Here is a 23233-nt window from a genome sequence, read left to right on the forward strand (position 1 = left end):
AGAAATGCAGCAGAACAACACTATTCTACTGCATTCTTTTAACTATTACTTAAATCGTATGGAAATTTATTAATACCCATCATTCTGAACAAGCCCCTCAAGAACAGCATATTGCGGAAGAGGATAATAAGATGGACCAGGATTTTTCCCAGGAATACCATCCACAGCAGATGGCCATTTTCCATGTCTTATTAAGTCTGGTAGTCGATGGCCTTCAAAATATAATTCCCAACCTCGTTCACGTAAAATTGCATCATTCAATGCTTCTTTTGATCCTGTATCAGCGCTTGATAAACCATCAAGATCTGCTCGTTCTCTTACCATATCAACCAAATCAATTGCTTCCTGAGTTGGCCCACTATTTTCATTTATTGCTTCAGCCAACATTAACAGAACATCTGAATAACGTGCAACAGGAAAATCATTACCTTGATATGGACCTGGTCCTTCAGGTGGAAACTTCTCGATTACCGCACCAATCATATTTGTGCGATCGTACACAGTACCATCTGCAGATGTATATGTACCAAACAATAATTCTCTTCTAGCATCATCTGGATCAAATGAATCATAGAATTTCCATGAAGCAGCATATACATGTCCCCAACTTCTACTATCAGGATAAATATTCCACACAAATGAATTAAAGTTCCCGTCAGTACCTCTTCCCTGCGATGCCGGATCACAAGAGATTGCAAAAATGGTTTCAGAATTTCGTTCTGTTGCTTCTCTAAATAAACTGGCATAATCATCAACCAGACTATAGCCCATTGTTGTTATTTCTCGTCCAACCGCCTCTGCTTTTACAAAATCCTTCTCGTTCATGTAGAGACGCATTAAAAGTGTTTGAGCTAGTCCTTTATTAAATCGACCATAATCAGGGGCTACTTTAGCGATATTTTCGACTGCATACTCCAAATCTGAAACGATCCAACTAACAAATTGCTCCCTTCCGGGTCGTGTTAAATCTCCTTCTGCTTCAGCGTTTCCTACTTGTTCAGCATCTATGATTACCGGAACAGGACCATATAATTGCAAAAGAAATAACATAGTCCAACCACGAGCAACCTTGGCTTCACTTATTAGCTGCTTCCGGAAGTTTTCATCTGTAATAACATCTGTGGATTCCAAGTCTGCAATTGTTTTGGTAATACGGGTAACAAACCTTGTTTTCTCAAAATGTGAATGACCAGGATCCTGAGCTATCAAAGGAATAAAGTTTCCTCTACTTTTTGACTCCCAAAAAGTTGCACCGTCGCCCCACGCAGTAAATACAGATATTAAATCCGTCGGAAAATCGTAAAGCGGCACAACGCCTTCTTCAGGACTAAAAAAGGTGTAATACCAATTGCCATTTTGTCCATATCCCCATCTAAAAGTGAAAGGGATATATGCTTCCATCGTATATGCTTCGAATTCACCTTCAGTTGAAGGAAAGATAGTCGGATTCAGGGAACCGTAGAAAACAGGATCCAATCCTTCTTCACATCCACTGAAGAAAATAATGATGGCTAAAACTGAAATATATTTAATTATTCTTTTCATCTTATTTCAATATTAAAAGTTAACGTTTAAACCGAGAGAATATGTACGAGCCATTGGGTAAGGAGCAGCTGCACCTTTAACAGCCGGAGTTTCGATTTCCGGATCTGCACCTTTGTATTTCGTAATAATAAATGCATTCTGAACATCTACATATATCCGCGCATTTTTGAAATACTTCTGAAGTTTTGGAGAATTGATATTATATCCAAGTGTAATATTTCTTACACGTATAAAATTGGCCTTTGAAATGGTGTGATCTGATCCCCATCCAACAGTATTTCCAATATTTCCTAAAGTATAATCGTTGTATGTTGAACCGGGCAAAGTTCCATCAGGATTAGCAGTGCTCCACGCATCTTTTATATCTGTGGTTGCATTTTGTGCTCCCCCAGTACTTCCTGCAACAAAATCTCTTGCAATTGCCCAGTTTAAGCTGTAGTTCTGCTTATATGCTCCGAACTGACCATATAAATATACGGCTAAATCGAAATTCTTATACTTAAAGGTATTATTAAATCCGAATACCAAATCCGGCACCTGATCATAAACTTTCACATCCTCTGAATCCAACTCTCCATCACCATTACGGTCAACAAATAATGGAGAACCTGGAAGCTGCGCAGTTGCAGGCTGCCAAGCCGGAACCTCCTGATCGATTTGTAAAATACCATCAGTCTCAAACGCATACATTGCCGATACCGGATCATCTTCGTTTAGATACCAGGTTTTTAAGTCTGTTTCAAATCTCTCAACCCAGCGATGTGAATAATGAGACAGGTTTACCGACATGTTCCATAAGAAATTGTTATTCCTTAATACATCTCCTTCAACTGCTGCATCAAAACCTTTGCGTCGGGTGTGTCCTCCATTTACAGGCATTGTTGGCACCATAGACAACTGGTTGGATGGAACCTGACGCAAATAATCAGTTACATCATCCTGGAACCATTCAATACTACCCGAAACTCTGCTATTGAATAATTCAAAATCAACCCCAACGTTTTTCATTATTGTTTTTTGCCAAGTCAGGAGTGGAGCATCAACAGATACCAGTAGGTATGGTATATATATCGTTTGTCCATCATTAAATGGCACTAAGTCACCCCCGCTTGAAAACAATCCATAAGCAACTCCACTGGGTAAATTCTGACCAGTTGTTCCGTAGCTAGCTCTAAGCTTAAGCAAATCGAATGTGGTTTGATCCTTCATAAACGATTCGTTAGAAATCTTCCAACCTAAAGAAACACTCGGGAATGCCGCATATTTTTCACCTGGATAAAATTGATCCACACCATCATATCTGAATGAGGCTGTTACCAGGTATTTATCATAAATATCAAAAGTACCTCTTGAAAAATACGATCGTTGTTTGCTTTCGTACCTATACGAGAAACCATTGGTTGTTGCACCGTCAATTTTATCTGTTCCAAAAAGATCATTTATATCGTAAAACTGGTTGGTAAAACTATATCCGTCATAAAGGTATTCACCGAAACCAACAACTAAGTCCATCGTTACGATATCACTAAAGTTATGCTTGAATGTTAAATATGACTCAATGGTTTGAGATTGACGATTTGATTGCTGGATTGATCCCCTTGATCTGTAATCATCGAACCAGTTAACGTCAGAAGGAATATAATATTCTCTCAACGATTCATCATAACTATTTCCGTAAAGAACCTTACCTGTCAATACATCTGGAATAAAGTTTATCTCAAGCGAAGTTTTTGCAAAAAGCGTACTATTTGACGATTGATCCTTAATATCAAGCATTGACACTGGATTACCGATTATTCCCCACTGGGTATAATCTCCTGCTTCATCTCTAATAGGTAAATAGGTAGGATAAGCTAAAGCGGCTTGCAATGCAGTGTATGCATTTCCTCCAGCTCCTCCTGATTGCCAACCGGCAACAGAGTTTTTATAATTTGATCGATTCCCATTTACGCTGGCATTAATTGTAAAGTATTTACTTGGCCTAAAGGTGAGATCGAATGAACCACTATATTTCTTCATACCGGAATTTACGATCGTTCCAACCTGATCGAAAAATCCACCAGACACATAATAAGACACCTTTTGGCTACCACCACTAATATTAACGTTATGATTCTGAACACTTCCTGTTTGTAATATCTGGCCCACCCAGTCAGTGTTCCCGGCATTGCTTATTTCTGATTGAGAATATTTGGGTGTATAATCAGGAACCGCGCTTCCGAAAGGCTGCATTCCATTTTCTGCCAAATATTTATCCTGCTCAAACTGGTTAAAATACTGCATAAACTCAGGACCATTCAATGGCTTCAAATAAGGATAGTTTTTCAGGTAGGAAGTATTACCGTTATAATTAATATTGAGCGTTCCTTCTGTACCTTTTTTCGTTGTTATCAAAATCACACCATTACCAGCATTAACACCATAAATTGCGGCACTCGCATCTTTTAGAATCTCAATTGACTCGATGTCATTTGGATTTAATCCAGCCAAATTACCACGAGCAATTGAATTAGTTTCGCCGATAGCAGATCCTGACTCCAGATTATTCGATGGTACAACAACACCATCAACAACTAACAAGGGAGTACCTCTTCCCCGAATTGATAAATCAACCTGTCCGCCCGGCTGAGCACTGTACTGCCTTACTTGTACACCGGCAGCCTTTCCGAATAACAAATCGCCAACACCTGACGCCGCAGCAGTTGGCAATTTTTTGGGATCAACTTTTGCTACTGATGTTGTAACATTTCTTTTCAATGTTGTTCCATATCCCACAACAACAACTTCATCAATTGCTTCCAAGTCTTGTTTCAGACTAACATCTATTACATTTTCTTGACCAACAGCCACTTCCTGTTGTAAGTAGCCTAAAAATGTAAATACTAATACAGATGAAGAGTTAGCAACCTCAATTTCATATACCCCATCAATATTTGAAGTTGTACCGTTCATTGTCCCCTTTTCTACCACGGCAGCTCCAACCAGGAGTTCCCCCGATGTTGCATCTTTAATTACGCCCGAAACTCGGATAGAAGAATCCTGTGAAAACGAAGGAATCGCAGAGGATAAAATTATCAAGACAACTAAAATAGTTTGCTTGAAGGAAAAATCCATATAGCTATTCCAAAGCTTTAGTCCATTAAAAATTTGCTTTCTCATTTACCTAGTTATTTATTGGTTAGAATTACAATTATTGTTCTTAGAATAATATCTATAACATTTCGTATTAAGCCAGTTACTGGTGGTACACTGTCATTTCAACTCTGTTATATATATACAACTGTACTCCCTACAGTCGTGTAAAAACCCAAGTTTCCGTCAATTTTATAACAGAATTAGACCTGAGTCATTCTACATTACAAAAATCGATCTTTTTATAGGAATTAGGAATGGAGAAAAAATTGATTTTGATGGACAATTATCTTGCTTGAAAGAGTAATTATCGATTAGCTTTATGTCTATATTCTGTTGGCGACACTCCCATAATCTTTGTGAATAATCGAGAGAAATAATAAGGATCTTCAATCCCGAACTCAAACGCTATTTCACTGATTCTCATTTCGGTAAACTGCAGCAACTGGCATGCCCGTTGCATCTTAAGATGATTAAAATAAATCATTGGAGAGTAACCAGTTTTTGCTTTAAACTTGCTAGAAAATTGTGCAGGAGATAGACAAACTGATGATGAAACTTCACTCAACTTCAACATCCTGTTTATGTTTTGCTGCATGTACTTTATTGCCAAATCCACATCATCTTCATCTTGCACATGAGTAGAAGAAGAAAATCGGTCAGGATAACAGAAGGAAATCAGGAAATAACCTAATTTAACTGTATTATAAGTTAAGCCCTCTAAGGTGTAACCATCTTCTATCGTTGAATAGAGTTCGTCAAATATCTTAATTCGTTCATCCTGAAAACTAACATAATTGACAAAACTTTTCGATTGTTTTGAAAGAATGGATGCATAATAAGCTGCCAATGTCCCTCTGAAATGAATCCAGTAGATAGACCATGGTTTATTTTCATCAGCCCAATACTTGTGTGCCATTTCAGACGGAATTACCACATATGTGTTTGGTGTTACCTCGAATCTACCAATTGGTAATTCAATATGGCCAATACCTTCAACACAGTAAATTATTATATTCTGCGGCACTCCTCTTGATCGCGTACGGAAATGAAATTGTGCATTTGGATAATAGCCAATATCTGTAATATACAATGAGTTTATCGGTGGAGAGAACGAACATAACTCTTTAACATTCTTTGGCAACACGATGGCTCTCTGTCCTTCAAACCCATCCTTTTTCCGAATTACAGTCTCTTCACTCATGGCAGACAAAAATAATAAGATTGTCCATCAAATACAAAAATATTTCCATTAATTCTATTGTCAAATAGCAATAGATTTGCAATCATCAAATGGTAAATTTATGAGCAAGGAAATCACATATGAAGTAAAAGCATGGTATGAACAAGTTACAATACCTACTTATGGATTAGGGAAACCTGAAAAAAGTCCAATATTCCTGGAAAAGCGTGTATATCAAGGAAGCAGTGGTGCTGTATATCCTCATCCTGTAATCGAGAAAATCGAGGATGAAAAGAAGGATGTAGTTTGGGATGCAGTATTCCTGGAGAATGAGTATCTAAAAATCATGATTCTACCCCAATTAGGCGGACGTGTGCAAATGGCTTACGACAAAATGAAAAAGCGTCATTTTGTATATTATAACCAGGTAATTAAACCGGCGCTGGTTGGTTTAACCGGTCCTTGGATTTCTGGGGGAATTGAATTTAACTGGCCTCAACATCACCGTCCATCAACTTACGACCCTACCGATAGCAAAATAGAACACAACGACGATGGTAGTGTAACGGTTTGGTGTAACGAACTGGAAAGAATGTTTCGTACACGAGGAATGGCAGGTTTCACGCTACATCCCGATAAAGCCTATCTGGAAATCAAAGTAAAACTATACAACCGTACGAATCATCCGCAAACTTTCCTATGGTGGGCGAATCCCGCTGTTAAAGTAAACGATGATTATCAATCGGTATTTCCACCAGATGTAAATGCAGTATTCGATCACGGTAAGCGCGATGTTTCTGAATTTCCTATTGCAAAAGGAACCTATTACAAGGTAGATTACTCTCCGGGAACTGATATTTCTCGTTACAAAAACATACCGGTTCCAACTTCATATATGGCCATCAACTCCGACTATAATTTTGTGGGCGGATATGAGAACGACTCAAAAGGGGGATTACTGCACATCGCAAATCATCATGTTTCTCCAGGAAAGAAACAATGGACTTGGGGACATGGTGATTTCGGACAAGCATGGGACCGTAACCTGACTGATGAAGATGGACCATATATTGAATTGATGTGTGGAGTATATACCGACAATCAGCCCGACTTTTCATGGTTAATGCCAGGTGAAGAAAAAGCATTCAGTCAATACTTTATGCCTTACAGAGAACTGGGGGTGGTGAAAAATGCGACAAAAGAGGCTTTGCTCAATCTTGAGACTGAAAATGGAAGCTCAATCATTAAAGTATACACTACAGCCCCCTATCCTGCAGGGAAAGTATTACTAACTGCTGCCGACAAGGTGATAGTAGATGACACTTTCGATTTTCATCCAGGAACTTCGTACGAGAAATCAATAGAACTGCCAGCTGGTGTTAAGGAAGAAGATTTAGAAATCTCAATAAAAACTGCTGAGGGTATATCACTGGTTGATTGGTCAGCGAAACCGGGTGAAGAACGCGATATTCCTGAAGCAGCTAAAGCAGCGAAATTACCTAAAGAAATCGACAGCAACGAGCAGCTGTATCTTACAGGCTTGCATTTGGAACAATACCGTCACGCTACTTATGATCCTCGTCCTTATTACGAGGAAGCATTGAAACGAGATGCACGTGACAGTCGTTGTAATAATGCTCTTGGATTATGGTATTTACGTCGTGGCCAGTTTGCTAAAGCAGAACAGTATTTTCAAACTGCTATAGAAACTTTAACTGATCGAAATCCGAATCCAATTGAGGGTGAACATTTCTTCAATCTAGGAATTGCACAACGTTACCTGGGAAAAACACAGGAAGCCTATAATGCTTTCTACAAATCGGTGTGGAATGCTGCCTGGATGGACAGTGGCTATTTCCAGATTAGCAGAATTGAAGCGTTGAATAAAAAATGGGACGATGCACTGGAAGTAATCGATCGCTCACTCATTCGCAACTGGCACAACCACAAAGCGCGTCAACTGAAAGTGAGTATTCTTCGTCATTTAGGAAAAGCCAAAGAGGCTTCGGCGTTGATTGAAGATTCATTAAAACTTGATGGTTTCAACTACAGTCTTTTCTTCGAAAAGTATTTAATCAATAATGACGAGAAAGCTTTAACGGAAATGAAAAAGCTGATTCGTGCAAATATTCACAACTATATTGAATTTGCATTAGATTATGCTTATGCAGGTTTGTACGAAGAAGCAATTCAATTCATTGAATTGGGAATTAAGGAACAAACAGGCGATATCTATCCACTTGCCTATTATTACCTGGCTTGGTTTCAATCGGAACTAGGAAATACAGATGAAGCAAAAGCAACACTAAAAATTGCTGTTCAACAAAATCCTGATTACTGTTTTCCAAATCAACCGGAAGCCGTTGTTGCTTTGGAGAAAGCAATTGAAATACAACCTGAAGACTACAAAGCACTCTATTACCTTGGCAATTTCTGGTACGCTTTCAAAAATTATAGCGAAGCAATTAGCTGCTGGGAGGCTTCGATAAAAATCAATCCTAATTTCCCAACAACACAACGCAACCTTGCGCTTGCGTATTTCAACAAACTAAATGATGCCGACAAAGCTCTGAAGACATTGGAAAGAGCTTTTGAATTGGATTCATCGGATGCACGCATTTTAATGGAACTTGATCAATTATATAAACGATTAAACCATGATCCACAAATGCGATTGAAGAAATTGGAAGCAAACCGCGATCTATGTAAGCAACGTGATGATCTCTACCTTGAACTTGCTTCACTATATAATACAGCCGGAGAATACCAAGTTGCATACGAACTAATTATGGCACGCCAATTTCATCCATGGGAAGGTGGAGAAGGCAAGGTTACTCGTCAGTACATTTTAAGTTTAACTGAGCTTGCCAAGCAGGCAATCCAGAATAAAGACTTTATCAAGGCGATAGAACTGCTTATTAATTCAAGAACCTACCCCGAAAACCTTGGAGAAGGAAAACTTTTTGGTACCCAGGAAAATGAAACATTATATTGGCTTGGTGTTGCTCATCAAGAAATGGGAAAAGACGTGGAAGCACAGCAATTTTTTGAAGAAGCAGCCAAAGGACTCGAACAGGTTTCTGCAGCGATGTTCTATAATGATCAGCAACCTGATACTATCTTTTATCAGGGATTAGCTCTCCAAAGGCTAGATAAACAAGTCGAAGCCGAGAAAAAATTTAGCCAATTAATCGATTTTGGAACTATACATCAGAATGATAAGATCCAAATAGACTATTTTGCAGTCTCCCTTCCCGATCTTTTAATCTGGGAAGATGATTTAGATGTTCGAAATTACCAATTGTGCCAATATCTTCTAGCATTAGGCAATCTTGGAATAGGAAATAAATTTAAAGCGCAACAAGCGATTGAGGAAGTATTAAACATCGATCAAACTCATATAGGAGCAATTGTTGCTAAGTCTTTAAATGAATCGATTTTAACAGAATAAACTTAAAAGGGTGGTCATAAATAACTGATCAGTTATTTGTGACCACTTAATAAAAGATCTGTGCAGCGATAAAAGTCTCTTTTTATAACAATTGGAAGCCACAATCGAAACCTGCAATTATCAATTTACTCATTCTTCACGACCATGACAGGCTAAATTACACTTCCAAAATACGTTTATTTTATATGACTGTAATTTAATAAAACCTTGAACAAATGGGGGAAAACTCGCTAGCCCAGATCCTTGAAATATCTGACAGTTTTACGGGAGACAGAAGTGTTGTATTATCTCATAAACAATTAAACAACATACAAGATAATCCGATAATAAGTGAACTTTATATTACTGCTATAGGATTTTACCCTTATGCAAAACACCATTGCAGAGAAAGAATTAAGGGAATAAATGAATGCATATTACTCTATTGCATCGACGGAATGGGAACCATTTCAATTGAAAACGAAGAGTACGAGCTCAAACCAAACAGTTTTTTTGTGATCCCTTCTCATATCTGGAAAAACCGGCCAAACTGACCACCTGATTCCGGGCTAAAGTGACCACCGTTTCCGGAGCAAACTGACCACCTGATTCTGATTTAAAGTGACCACCCCTCTCCGGGGCAAAGTGACCACCTGAAACGTAGAGACTTTTTCATGTTTTTGAAGGCCTAATTTCGTGTGTAAATAAATGCACGAGATATGGCAAATAAACTAATAAACATGAGTAAAGTAAGAAAAGTAATCCAACTGCACTGCCAGGGAAAAAGCAAGTTATTTATCAGCAACTACCTTTCGTTGTCTCGCAATACGGTAAAAAAATACATTGCGTTGTACCAAATGCTAAACCTGTCACCCGAGGCTATAAAGCAGAAAGGCGATGTTGAACTGGAAACACTGTTTATCAGCAATAAAGAACCCGAGTTGTCACCAAAACTAAAGGACCTGTATGCGTTCTTTCCGCACATGGAACGTGAGTTGAAAAAGGTTGGGGTAACCAAGCTTACAATGTGGCAACAGTACATTGCCAAACATCCCGATGGGTATAAAAGCTCGCAGTTTTGCGAGTATTACAAACGCTGGGGTAAAAAGGTTAACCCGGTAATGCACATGACACACAAGGCAGGCGACAAGATGTTTGTGGACTATGCCGGCAAGACATTGGAAATCGTTGACCCCGAAACAGGAGAAGTGCAAGAACTACAATTTTTTGTGGCCATACTCGGAGCCAACCAATATACCTACGCCGAGGTATCGCCAAGTCAGAAAAAAGAAGATTTTATCGCATCAATAGAAAATGCGCTGCACTACTTCCGGGGAGTTCCTGCCGCCATAGTACCCGACAACCTGCGTTCGGCAGAAACCAAAAGCAGTCGTTACGAGCCCACCATAAACGAAACACTGCTGGATTTTGCCGAACATTATGAAACGACCATACTTCCGGCAAGGGCCTATAAACCCCGCGATAAATCATTGGCCGAAGGAGCTGTTAAAATACTTTATCAACGTATTTACCCCGTTATAAAACAAGAAGAGTTTACCAGCATTAAAAGCATGAACAGCCGTGTATGGGAATTGTTAAAGCAGCACAACAACAAGAAACTCACCGGGCGGCCATACTCGCGTTACCAGTCGTTTAAAGAAGATGAGCAGGAAAAACTATCATCCCTTCCCGTTACCCGTTTCGAGATAAAACAACAATCTTTTGCAACAGTAATGATGAACGGGCATGTGCTTTTGGGCAAAGACAAACTTTACTACAGTGTCCCGTTTCAGTATATCCGTAAAAAAGTAAAGCTGTTGTTTACAAGCAGCAGTGTTGAGATCTATTACAAATACAACCGGATTGCATCTCACCGAAGAAACCTGAAGCCTTATCACTACACAACTGAAAAACAGCACCTGGCAAGCACCCACCAGTTTGTTACCGACTGGACACCACAACGTTTTATCGACTGGGCAACTTCCATCGACCCAAGTGTTGAAGAACTGATTTGCAGGATACTGGAACAAAAACAACATCCCGAACAGGCTTACAAAAGCTGTATGGGCGTACTTTCCTTTGTAAAGAAAGTAGGAAAACAGCGGCTTATCAATGCCTGTAAGCGTGCACTCGAATACGATATATCAAATTACCGGATAAACCAGCGAATACTCGAAAACGGCCTGGATTCAATTGAAGAAGAGCAAAATGAGCAAATACTTCCCGAGCATCAAAACATCAGGGGAAAACATTACTACAACTAAAAACAGGTTAATATGAATGAAACTACTTTAACGAAAATGAAGCAGATAAAGCTCTATGGAATGCATGGAGCTTTTCGTACTGCTATTGAAACAGGCAAAACAAACGATTACACTTTAGATCAGTTTGTATCGATGCTGGTTGATGCCGAATGGGACGACCGCCAAAACCGCAAGATTGAAAGGGGGATTAAAAACGCCCGGTTCCATTACAAAGCATCAATCGAAAACATTATTTACGATGAAATGAGGAACATTGACCGGAACAGTATTCTACGCCTGGCCGAATGCGATTATATCGAAAAATGTGAAAATATACTGATTACAGGAAGCACCGGTGTAGGGAAAAGCTACCTGGCAACAGCTTTGGGCTACCAGGCTTGTATCGAGGGGTACAGGGTGATGTATTTTAATGCCAATAAAATGTTTGCGAAACTAAAAATGGCAAAAGCCGATGGTTCTTACCTGAAAGAACTGGCTAAGATAGAGCGCCAGCACCTGGTTATTATCGACGATTTTGGGCTGCAACCGCTTGATAACCCCAACCGGCTTGCTTTGCTTGAGATTATTGAAGACAGGCAAAATATAGGTTCTTTGATTGTAACCTCACAAATACCTATTGCTGGCTGGTATTCTGTTATCGGAGAAAAAACCATTGCCGATGCTATACTCGACCGGTTAATCCATCAATCCAACAGGATAGAACTAAGAGGTGAATCAATGAGAAGAAAACGTAAAAAAGAAGAGTAATTATTTTTGTTAAATTTGATTCAAAATAACACTGAAGATGTTCTTTTCGTTTTGGGAAAATCGGGGGTGGTCAATTTACTCCGGCGCAGGTGGTCAACTTAAATCGTAGAAGGGTGGTCAGTTTAAGCGGATTTTCCATCCTTACATATTGACAGCAATGATAAGTCGACCCGAAAGAATGATTTATCTTAGCTCCAGTATGCACCAGCAGGGCGATGCCCGTGTAGATCGTTTGAGTGCAATTCTTGAACACGGAATTATCCCAAGTTATTCAGATTCCAAATTGCACGATTTGATATTGGCATTTGCCGTTGCCCGAAAATGGCCCGAAGTAATTTCAAATGCCGTTGATCCGGGATGGGTGCCTACTAAAATGGGCGGCAGTGGGGCTCCCGACGATCTGGATAAAGGCTTTGCCACTCAAGTTTGGCTAGCCGTAGCTAACGATGAAGAGTCCAAAATTAGTGGCCGCTACCTGCATCATAAAGAGGAAATGCATTGTAGTCATCAGGCAACAGAAATTGAAATTCAGGAGAAGTTTCTGGCTGTCTGTAAAGAAATAACCGGAATTTCATTTCAATAGCTACTGTTGAAACAAATTGAACACCTATTATAAACATTTTGATCACCCTTATATTTCCGGGATTATACAATCTGAATTAGATTTGTTGACAATAGAAATTAAAGAAATTACGATTGATGGGTCACAAAAAAGTACTTCTCGGAATGCTGTTTTTTAGCTTATATTTTTTAGCTGCAGCGCAAGATAATTCAGTTCAAAATAATACAAACCAGTTTACGAATCCGCTGTTTGCAGGAGACTACCCCGACCCCAGCATTTTACGCAATGGAGAAGACTATTACCTCGTTCATTCGTCGTTCTATTATTACCCCGGTCTTTTAATCTGGCATTCAACGGATTTAATAAACTGGGCACCGGTTGCTAATGCGCTGCATACTAATGTAGGTTCAGTTTGGGCGCCGGAACTCACAAAATACGGCGATAAATACTACATCTATTTTCCGGCCGACAACAAAAACTACGTTATTACTTCCGAGAATATCGAAGGACCGTGGACAGAACCGGTTTTAATCGACATAAGTATGATCGATCCAGGACATGTAGTTGATGAAAAAGGCAATCGTTATTTGTATTTCAGCAGCGGAAGTTATGTTCCTTTAACTGACGACGGACTGACTGTTGCAGGCGATCCGGTACACAGTTACGACGGTTGGGAAATCCCTCGCGAGTGGTCGATCGAATGTTTTTGCATGGAAGGCCCAAAACTTTTCAAACGCGGTGAATATTACTATTTAACTGTTGCTGAAGGCGGAACTGCCGGACCGGCAACCGGGCACATGGTAATTTCTGCCCGCTCGAAATCGCCACTTGGCCCATGGGAAAACTCGCCTTACAATCCGATTTTAAGAGCACAGTCGAATAAAGATAAGTGGTGGTCGGTAGCGCACGGTACTGTTTTCGACGATGTGGACGGCAACTGGTTTATGATTTTTCATGGCTATGAAAATGGCTTTTACAACATGGGCCGCCAAACCATGCTTACTCCCGTTGAATGGACGGAAGACGGCTGGTACAAAATACCGGATGACATTGATATTGCTAAACCGATGACACTTCCCGGAAAAGCAAATGTAGCTCAGCAACCCATGAAATTAAGCGACGATTTTTCAGGAGACGAATTAGATCCGCAATGGAAATTCTTTGGTGGTTTTGAGGAAGGCCGCTTTGAAATAAAAGACAACAGCATTGTTATCAACGGCAAAGGACACGGAATTGCTGATTGCTCGCCAATGCTGACTATACCAGCCGATCACGCTTATACTGCCGATGTTGAAGTGGAAATTGAAGGCGACGCGATTGGAGGAATGGTAATGTTCTATAACCAGCAAGCTTCTTCCGGTATTTTGGCTGACGATGTTAACATTCTATCCAACCTCAGGGGATGGCAGTTTGCCACCGAACAAAATGTAATCAACCGCCACGTGTTTTTACGCCTAAAAAGCGTTGACAATACCGTTGATATGTATTACAGTCTGGATGGTAAAGACTGGATTAAAACGGAAAATTCGTTTGAAACAACCGGATTGAACCACAATGTTTTGAGTGGCTTTTTGAGTTTGCGGATTGGGCTTTGCTCGATTGGCGATGGGAAGGTGACTTTTAAGAACTTTCAATACAAACCTTTAAGATAACGATAGTCCGAAATAGCATATCAATCACTATTTGATTACAAAACTGTAATTACAGTTCGCAGGTATTTGGTAAGTACCGGACTGCCGTTGTCAATAGCCTGAAGCACAAAATGAATGGTTTCGTCAGGTTTGGCATTTTCAGGAACAGTGAATGTAGTTTGGGCAACAAACGGATTATCCACTGCAAGTGCATCGCGTTCATAAGTTCCAACAGGAAAATACCACCATTTTATTTCCAATTGATCACCATCCGGATCGATAGCTGTTGCATTTAACTCAATCTTTTCTCCTGGCTTTGCACTGATATTTAAAGGACCTGTTATTTCCGGATAGTGGTTTGCGTCTTCATAATTTGGAGTTACCGACCACTTCATTCGAGCTGTTTCTGAAAGATTTCTTTCGGGAAACATATTTGGAAATGTATGGTCTTCTTCTGTACCGCCCGTTCCAGCCAAACCAAAAATAGCGAATATATCAAATACTTCACCTTTTTTGGCAGCTTCCACCACCCGGTTGTGCATCATTATAATGTCGGTACCCAAATAAGTGGGATGTCCCGAACGCGGAGCTCCTGACTTTGGATTCCATCTACCGTTCCAACCTCCCCATCTTGGATCCTGCCATGCACGGAGTCCATTACCAATGAGGTTAAAAAAGCAACCACTGTCGCCATCGCCATACAGTGTACCTATAGGATCAGGATTTCGCCACATAATGTATCCCATTTCTGCGAGCTCCAAAACCGATTCTCCTTTGTACGGGCCAATCACATCCAAAACATCGCCAGGAACCATCTGTCTGCCATCGCCCCAGCATCTAACCAACGAACCAATTGGTCCTAATCGCAGATTTTCAGCCGTCCATTCCGGCGAAGTAAGGCAATCGAAAGAGCTATTGTCATAGCGTCCCATACCTCCACGCGTATTTTCTACATAAGCATCAGGCCAGTTAATAGCAATGTAGTTGTTATATGCATTGTCTTGATCTCCTGACAGGCAAAGCACAACCTTGTCACACACCTTCTTGTAAATAGTATCCCATTCAGGAGTGTTATTGTAGTCATCTTCAATAGACCGCAGTGCAGCTGCAATGGTAGATGAACCTCCCCACGCCTGAATAAAAAGCGGACCTGGTTTGTCATCAAGGATATTTTTTTTGATGAGATTAGAGCCATCTGTATCTTCAGAATAATCACCCTCAAAACTACAGTTACCATAAACGGTTACCGACTTCAAATACTCTGGAGAAGGATATTCCGGATCATGAACTTTGAGGTTGGTGTAACACGCTTCATAAGCATCTAAAATATCGTTAATAAATCGTTCGTCAGGAGACCATCTCCAGGATGTTTGAGGCCCCAATCCAAGTTGATCATATTCACTCCCCACTATAAATTGAGTAGTTCCTTTTCCATCTCCTTTCCAATGAAAACGGCTGCTGGTATATACTAAACCGTCAATCTGAAAATCGGTAGCATGAAGAAGAAAACGTATCATCGAATTGTTGTCATCCAATTCCGGATCACACGTAACTATGGTACGAGGTTTCAACTGTTCATTTGTTGTTTCCTTTTTTGTACAATTGGTAGCCAAGAGCATTAAAAACAATGCAATTGCGTAATTTACAACTACGCTAAACCATTTATTTGTAACCAATATTTGTGGTGAAAATATATTTCTCATGATACAGACTTTTTGAATTAAATATAACAGCTCTTTCTCTTACCTATTTTATTCTTGCAATCACCCCATTTGGCTGCGGCGAAATCCAGCCTTCCGGCAAGTCAAAATGATGACACTGGTTACAGGAATAAACCGACTGCCCGTGCATCGAGTGGCAGGTGTAACACTCCTGCTTTCCATGGCGCGGATCGTGCTGGCTAAAAGCAAACGACATTTCCTGCGTATTAGTTGTGGCTTTAATAATATCTTCTTCCACATGGCATCCAGCTGTCATACAAAAACTGCGGGTTCCGATTTGGCGCTTTTCCAGCGGAAAGGTATAATTCCCGGTCAGCCAGTGCGCTCCTTCCGTAAGCTGCTCATTTAATGTTTGGCTGTGACAATCAAGACATCGGAGCGATACGGTATCAGCCATAGCATGACGCGTTATCATCAGCGTTGTATCTCCACCGTAGTAATTATCTACATATGCGTTCATTGGAATATGGCAGTTGGTGCAAAAGCCCGGCTGATCGTGCCAGTGCACCCCGCCGGTTACCAACCCCGACAACACTACAACTATAACAGCAGCAAGAATCAGTATTCTCGGCATCCTAAGCTTCGATCTATTTCCGGCTGACTTGGTTTTATCGTTCATTTTATCTGTTTTAAAGTTTGTAAGTAGTAAAAATGCTTTAAGCTGAAGGTTGCAAATTAGCAACATGACGTCCGGCAAGGTAGCCGAAAGTATAGCAGCGCCCCAGCGACAAACCATATACTGTTAGCGGATAATCCACTCCGCCATAAAAACCACCACCTAGATTACCGATGGCATACAAGCCTTTAATTTTATCTCCTTCGGCATTCAAACACTGATGATTCTCGTCAACAAGCAATCCTGAACAAACTGCTGACAGTCGCAATGTTCGGTGAATACCATAAAACGGAGGTGTATCAATAGGTTTCAGGAACTCGGCAGCTTTCCCGAAATCAGAATCTTGTTTCGACGCTACCAGTTCATTGTACCTTTTCACTGTCGCTTTCAAGGTTTCCGGATCGGCTTCTATTTTAACCGCAAGCTCCTCAAGTGTATCGGCTTTATGGGTATTTATAAAGGCTTCATACACGCCATGACGATGCGGAACATCCTCATCAGGCATATAATTTTTCATATCTTCTGGCGACACCAAAACGCCCGGCCAGTTTTTGGCCTGTGTCATATAATTGGCATCGAATATCTGCGAATACTGACCGGTTTTCTCCGGTCCGCGCAAATAATTACACAGTAACGACATTTCTACGCTCTCGTTTACAAACCTTTTCCCCGAATGATCGACAGTTAGAAATGGCATATCGCACATGGTTGCCGGCCCGGCATCGAAATCGTGCAGCATTTTTGTGTGACCGATTGGTTCGATAACACCACCAGCCCAGTATCCCAATATGAATCCGTCGCCGGTTTTGCGCGATTGTTTGCGGCCAAAATTCTTGGCATCAGGAACAAAATAATCGCACATCGCTTTGTTGTTCTGGTAATCGCCGGTAGCAAGGATCACTCCTTTTTGGGCCAGAAATTTGATGTACGTGCCGTCCTGCTTTTTCCCAATAACACCGGTAATTTCACCGCTATCTTTTTGAACCAGCTGAACTGCAGGTGTGCTGTAAAAAAACTTTACGCCTAGTTTCTCGGCATAAGCAGCCAAAGCGCGCATTCCATCACCATTGGTATAGGGTTTTGATCCAAAATATGCGGTATGAAAACCCAGCTTATAACCATTCATTTTTAGGATATTTACCTGCTGTAAATTCCCCTGGTTAATCACTTTAGCGCCTGCTTTTTGGGCACGGTCGATCACCCATGAAACTGACTCTCCTGAATTATAAGCCCACTCGCGGAGCAATTTCGGATTACAACGATGAGCATTGTCCCCCATCAGTCTTGAGACCAGTGCCTCGACACCGGCTTTATCACTTGTACTGAGATCAATTCCTGCACCGGAATTCCCCTGTGAAATAGCTATATTTTCCTTTTGAAGAACTGCAACTGAAGCACCGTTTTCGAGTGCCGACAAAGCTGCAGGAACTCCCGAAGCACCTGCACCAACAATTACCACATCAAATGATTCTGTTTTAGTTATCTCGCTATCCGGTATTTCTTCCGGTTTTGGAAGAAAGGAAAGTTTTGCTGCGTCATCTGCACTTTTTCCGTAAGCTACCCCTTCCTGAAATGCATCCTGACTTGGACTGTCGGGCCTACAGCCGGCAAACCCAATCAAACCGGCTGCACAAGAAGCAACAGCAGCACACGATAAAAAGTTACGTCGTGAAATACCATTCTCGATGGTATGTTTTATAAACTTATCCATATCTATATTAAATTTGGTCAATATTGTTCGCCACAACAACTGTTTACCACTTCTATAAAATCAATGTTTTCTTGAAATACCATTAACTTAATAACCGTTCCAACACAGAACCTTAAAATCAACATATTTCTTCCGGCTGATCATATCTAACGAAAATTGAAAAAGGGTCATCCAGAGTGAGTATTCCCCTAAATGACCTGATAATTTTCAACTTAAATATATCTATTCAACTTATAAATCTACAAATCAAGATTATTCTTTCCGCTATTCAATTCGTGACTTTTACTTTCCCAAACAAATGTTCCGGTAATTCCTTCCGGCAAACTGATTTCAGCTTTTAAACCATTTGCTGAATTAACGTAAGCAACAGCAATTTTACCTGCAGGGTGAGGCATTTCTCCACTAATAGTTTCAATCGCACCAATATTTGGCTCAATTTTTACTTTATTGAAATACGGAGCAGCACTCTCGATTCCAAGGATAATGCGATAAGCTTCAATATTTGGGCTTGCCCCCCATGCATGACAATCTGAACGGGTTGTTACCACTTCTGAGGTTTCGCCCCAGGTTGTTAGACCAAGTTCGATGTTTTTTCGCCAGATATCTAACCATTTCAAATAGTCGTCTCCCATTCCGGCTTTGGCCAAAGCCAAATGCAGATAATATTTAAAATAGATTGTGGCCTGAGTAAGCGACTCCTCTTCCAACATCTGCTTCGCAATTTTAGTATTCTGCTCAGGAGTAGTAAGTCCGGCTAAAATAACCATAGAATTGGTGTGTTGCGAGTAATCTTTCTTTTCCGGAGTGTCGGCAAACAAATTACGTGAAGCATCCCAGTATTTGCTTTTAATGGTTTCCGACAATTTGTTCGCAATACTTTCATACATTTCTGCATATTCAGCACTTCCTTCGGCTTTTTCCAACTCGATCCCGGCTTGTAAAGCCAAAAGCAATTGAAGATCTAAAAGTGCTGTACTCCCATCTTCCGCAGCCGGGGCCGTTCCCATTCGCCAGTTGCTTGCCCAGTCGGTAAAGTTCCATCCGGGAAGATTTTTCAAGGAACCATCATCATCGACAAAACTGATGAAATAGTTTAAGATTTGTCGGGATCCAAGTAAATGGTCTTTCAGGAAATCAGGATCACTACCATACATCAGATAGTCATGAAGCATACAAACGTACCACATGGAATAAGTGGCAATTACCTGGTTTTGTGTGTCAGGATAACGGCTTAGCGTATAACCATCTACTTGTCTGGAATTATCCATTAAGTTCAAAGCATTTTTTGCCAGACGATCATCACCACTATTAAAATACGAAACAAAAAGCTGAATCCGTGCATCGCCAATATACTGCAAGCGTTCGTAATAAGGACAATCCATATAAGTTTCTACTGCACACGAACGGGCAGTACGCCAGCCAATTTCAAGAATCTTGTCCAGTTCGGCGTCATTAGCATTTATTTTGGCATTCATTTCAAACGGATATCCGGTAAATGTTCCATAGAAATCATCAATGGTAAGCGGACTATCTTTTGTCTCAATCTTTATTTCAAGAAAACGATAGGTTCTCCAGTTCAACGTAGTGAAAGTTTGATTTTGTGAACCATTAGAAATAATGGTATCCATGCGTCCGGAAATTGTTTTTCCTTCTATCTCGTTACGATTGTTTTTTGCACCTTCTGCATCGTACAAACCTTCAGAATAAGTGATTACAATTGTACTTTTATCGCCACCGCTAAAAATAAGGGTTGGATAAGCATTTGTGTACACTTCCTGGTCGAGCAGAATTTTAGCAGTTGTATTTGCAGGCACTTCAAAAGCTACTTTTTCGACAGGAAAGTTTTCAGGAACAGAAACACCTTCGGCTTTTCGGGTCGCCACCAAACGCTGATAAGTCATTTCCATTTGAGGAATAATTGAAGGAGTCAAAGTCCATCCTCCGGCAGTATTAAATCCCATTCCTCTTGTTGAACGTTCGAAAACTGCTTTAGCCGATTTCCAGCTGCTGTCATCAAAATCCAACACATTCCAACCTTTAATTGCATAATTCATGTCAATTTTCTCTCCGGCACCAGCGGCATAATAACCACGAACCTGCTGACGAATAGGCGTATAGCTTTTATCTTCAATGCACTTCCATGAATCGTTGGTATTCAGCACTTTCGTTGCCTCATCGGTTCCCTGGAATAAAAATCCGGTTTTCCACGAAAACTGAGAGACAGGCTTTAAATCACCTTCGTTCCAAACTTCAGCAGCAATAATATTTTCGCCTTGGTTCAGGTATGGGGCTATATCAACTGTTTCGTAGTTCCAGTGTTTCAAATCGCCCAATGCAGGTCCCATTGAAACCAGTTGTTCATTGATGTATAATTTATAACGGTTATCAGCTGTTACGCGCATTTCGAATTTAGCGGGAACAGCATCAAAATTTATTGTTTTACGGAACAGGTAAAGACCTGCGTCGGTTGCTCCGGCTTCAGGCACGCAAATCCAGCTTGCGTCCCATTCGTTATTTCGTGGTGGCCCAAACATTTGTGCTGAGCTTACAAATGCTGAAAGTATGAGTATAAATGTTATTAGCTTCTTCATTTTATTCTTGTTTTTGATTTTATACTATTGGCATCTACTTATTTTAATGCATGCGCGCTGTAATTTACACGAACCCCATCGCGATTAATTAAAAGGTTAAGCCCCATAAATCCCTGTGGATTCTCATCTCCTTCTAATTCTCCTGACAACGCTTCTTTACTTATTTTTTCAAGATCGTCGACCCGCTTTTTGGTTTCTTTATTTCCTCCGAAAAAGTGACCGGGATAAAGTTCTGCGATACCGTTATCAGCCATTACTTTGCTCATTTTCTCGCAAGTATTTTGCAGCGTAGAGAAGTTGGTTGTCAGCAATAAATTACCCGACCCGAACGAGTCGCCGCTGAAACCGTATTTGGCAGCTTTATCGATGAAAGTTGTCGATCCGGGAGTATGACCGGGTGTGAAAACCACTTCGATCTTTCTGCTTCCAAGGTCGAAGATCTCACCGTCTTTCAGGAATTTAACTTCGCCCTTGTAATTGGGCATAAATTGAGGAATTCCAACTGTATCGGCAGGATTGATGTACAATTCAGGGAAAACGTCGATAGATGGCCCGGTATGGTCGGGATGAACGTGAGTGGCAACTAATGTCACCGGCTTCTCTGAAATAGAAGCAATAATTATATCCAAATCTTTGATATTTGTGCCGGCATCAATCAGTAAAGACTTATCTTTCCCTTCAACCAGGTACAAACTTTCGTTCGACATGGCTTTCCCGGTGCCTACCCAGGTATGCTCATCAATTTTATGAAAGACGACATCTTCGTTTCCAAAAACTTCTTCTCCTTCTATTTGGTAGGTTGGCTGTGCCAACAAAGTGATTTGGGAAATAAAAATTACAACTATTATTCCTACTAAATTTTTCATAAGTATATGTTTTACTGGTTTTTGAAATTTAGTTTTTGACTATTTATACTAAAATAAGTTTATTCTCAAGCGGAATTTACCTTACCCATTTTAAAACATTATTCAGAATTTCAAATGCTATTGTTTCAGATGTTCATTTAAGAAATCCACGATAATATTAATTACCTGTGGATCAGAAAATTCAGCTGTAGCATGCCCTGCTCCGTCAAGTACGTAACGTGTTGAAGGAACACTATGCTCACGCAAGGCATTATGCAACAATAATGTCTGACTTGGAGAAACGGCCATATCCTGCGTCCCATGGAAAAGTAAAAACGGCGGATCATTCTTATCCACGTAATTTATTGGATTTGCTTTGGCAACAACTTCCGGCTTGTCGAGACTTGTTAACCCGCTGTTTTTACCGTGAACAAACTGCCCGTCGGGAGATATAACAGTAAAGTGAGCATTTGCTGCTTCTTCGTCATAGTCGGCTCCAATTTTTGTAAGATCAGATAAACCATAAACATCAATAGCAGCTTTTACATCACTACTCTGATCCAGGTTTTCCCCTTCTTCGAAATCTTTAACTCCATTGGTTGTGCCAACCATTGCGGTTAAATAGCCACCTGCTGATTCTCCCCAAACAGCAATATTTTCAGGATCAATTCCATATTCTTTTGCATTGGCGCGCATGTAACGAATTGCAGCTTTTACGTCCTTAACAGCATCGCTGTAAATACCCGTACTAATTACATGGTACTGCACACTGGCCACAACATATCCAGCTTTTGCAATTTCGTAACGATCGTAAAGATTTCGCTCTTTTGCAGCAAAAGAAAAGCCACCCCCGATAACATATACCACACATGGGCGAATCTTGTCATCTTTATAGGTAATTACATCCATCTTAAGCGACATCGGATCACCGTCGATACTTTTCGATTCGTGAAAAACAACATCCTTTAAAAGACTCATTTCACTGTCGGCAGGAAGTTCTCTGAAAAAATGCCGCTCTTTTGAAAGATCCGTTAATACTATACTGGTGCTAATATCAGCAGGTTTTATGAATTTGGGCATGAGTAGGCCATTTGAACCTCCTTGCGCATAAGTAGAAACACTTATAACTACCATAAACAAACATAGAATTGTTAATATTCTCATTATCTTGAAATTAATAATCGTTAATTCAATTTTGTATTTTTTATTTCATTCAGCGACAATACTTTATTGCCAGAACTAATGTTTACGCCGG

15 protein-coding genes are annotated in these 23233 nt (G+C 40.4%); 6 read left to right on the forward strand and 9 right to left on the reverse strand.

Annotated elements, in window-relative coordinates; translation table 11 throughout:
• Positions 1 to 69: 69 nt before the first annotated feature.
• The 3 genes from G4420_RS11320 to G4420_RS11330 form a co-directional block, all read right to left on the reverse strand.
• The gene (locus G4420_RS11320; RefSeq protein ID WP_163323748.1) at positions 70 to 1545 is read right to left on the reverse strand and encodes a RagB/SusD family nutrient uptake outer membrane protein; all 1476 of its coding nucleotides are present in this window, start codon (positions 1543 to 1545) and stop codon (positions 70 to 72) included.
• 12 nt (positions 1546 to 1557) lie between these two features.
• Positions 1558 to 4704, reverse strand: coding sequence for a SusC/RagA family TonB-linked outer membrane protein (locus G4420_RS11325; protein ID WP_163323749.1), 3147 nt, complete (start codon positions 4702 to 4704; stop codon positions 1558 to 1560).
• Positions 4705 to 4984: 280 nt separating this feature from the next.
• On the reverse strand, positions 4985 to 5881 hold the full coding sequence (locus G4420_RS11330; protein WP_163323750.1) for an AraC family transcriptional regulator: 897 nt from the start codon (positions 5879 to 5881) through the stop codon (positions 4985 to 4987).
• Positions 5882 to 5981: 100 nt separating this feature from the next.
• Here G4420_RS11330 and G4420_RS11335 point away from each other — a divergent pair, with 100 nt between their 5' ends.
• The 6 genes from G4420_RS11335 to G4420_RS11360 all read left to right on the forward strand — a co-directional run bounded on the left by G4420_RS11335 (position 5982) and on the right by G4420_RS11360 (position 14515).
• Positions 5982 to 9311 carry a DUF5107 domain-containing protein gene (locus G4420_RS11335; RefSeq protein WP_163323751.1) on the forward strand — a complete coding sequence of 1110 codons (3330 nt, stop codon included), beginning with the start codon at positions 5982 to 5984 and terminating at the stop codon, positions 9309 to 9311.
• 215 nt (positions 9312 to 9526) lie between these two features.
• Positions 9527 to 9844, forward strand: a complete 318-nt coding sequence (locus tag G4420_RS23565; protein WP_163323752.1) for an AraC family ligand binding domain-containing protein — start codon at positions 9527 to 9529, stop codon at positions 9842 to 9844.
• 186 nt (positions 9845 to 10030) lie between these two features.
• Complete coding sequence (gene istA / locus G4420_RS11345; RefSeq protein ID WP_204273664.1) at positions 10031 to 11554, forward strand: IS21 family transposase; 1524 nt, start codon at positions 10031 to 10033, stop codon at positions 11552 to 11554.
• A gap of 12 nt (positions 11555 to 11566) precedes the next feature.
• A complete protein-coding gene (gene istB, locus G4420_RS11350; RefSeq protein WP_163323754.1) occupies positions 11567 to 12301 on the forward strand; it encodes an IS21-like element helper ATPase IstB in 735 nt (244 codons plus the stop codon).
• Between the two features lie 178 nt (positions 12302 to 12479).
• A complete protein-coding gene (locus G4420_RS11355; protein ID WP_163323755.1) occupies positions 12480 to 12884 on the forward strand; it encodes a Rossmann-fold NAD(P)-binding domain-containing protein in 405 nt (134 codons plus the stop codon).
• A gap of 116 nt (positions 12885 to 13000) precedes the next feature.
• Positions 13001 to 14515: a family 43 glycosylhydrolase gene (locus G4420_RS11360; RefSeq protein WP_163323756.1), complete on the forward strand. Its 1515-nt coding sequence runs from the start codon at positions 13001 to 13003 to the stop codon at positions 14513 to 14515.
• 35 nt (positions 14516 to 14550) lie between these two features.
• On the opposite strand, the gene G4420_RS11365 is transcribed toward G4420_RS11360, so the two are convergent.
• The 6 genes from G4420_RS11365 to G4420_RS11390 all read right to left on the reverse strand — a co-directional run bounded on the left by G4420_RS11365 (position 14551) and on the right by G4420_RS11390 (position 23142).
• Complete coding sequence (locus G4420_RS11365) at positions 14551 to 16197, reverse strand: DUF1593 domain-containing protein (RefSeq protein ID WP_204273665.1); 1647 nt, start codon at positions 16195 to 16197, stop codon at positions 14551 to 14553.
• Positions 16198 to 16240: 43 nt separating this feature from the next.
• Positions 16241 to 16834 carry a cytochrome c3 family protein gene (locus tag G4420_RS11370; protein ID WP_163323757.1) on the reverse strand — a complete coding sequence of 198 codons (594 nt, stop codon included), beginning with the start codon at positions 16832 to 16834 and terminating at the stop codon, positions 16241 to 16243.
• A 37-nt stretch (positions 16835 to 16871) separates the two neighbouring features.
• On the reverse strand, positions 16872 to 18542 hold the full coding sequence (locus G4420_RS11375) for an FAD-dependent oxidoreductase (RefSeq protein ID WP_204273666.1): 1671 nt from the start codon (positions 18540 to 18542) through the stop codon (positions 16872 to 16874).
• Between the two features lie 239 nt (positions 18543 to 18781).
• A complete protein-coding gene (locus tag G4420_RS11380) occupies positions 18782 to 21133 on the reverse strand; it encodes an alpha-L-rhamnosidase-related protein (RefSeq protein WP_163323759.1) in 2352 nt (783 codons plus the stop codon).
• Between the two features lie 38 nt (positions 21134 to 21171).
• Positions 21172 to 21999, reverse strand: coding sequence for an MBL fold metallo-hydrolase (locus tag G4420_RS11385; RefSeq protein ID WP_163323760.1), 828 nt, complete (start codon positions 21997 to 21999; stop codon positions 21172 to 21174).
• A 117-nt stretch (positions 22000 to 22116) separates the two neighbouring features.
• A complete protein-coding gene (locus G4420_RS11390; protein WP_163323761.1) occupies positions 22117 to 23142 on the reverse strand; it encodes an alpha/beta hydrolase in 1026 nt (341 codons plus the stop codon).
• Positions 23143 to 23233 lie beyond the last annotated feature (91 nt).

The sequence above is a fragment of the Draconibacterium mangrovi genome, from assembly GCF_010586825.1.
In the GTDB taxonomy this organism is placed as follows: Bacteria; Bacteroidota; Bacteroidia; order Bacteroidales; family Prolixibacteraceae; genus Draconibacterium; species Draconibacterium mangrovi.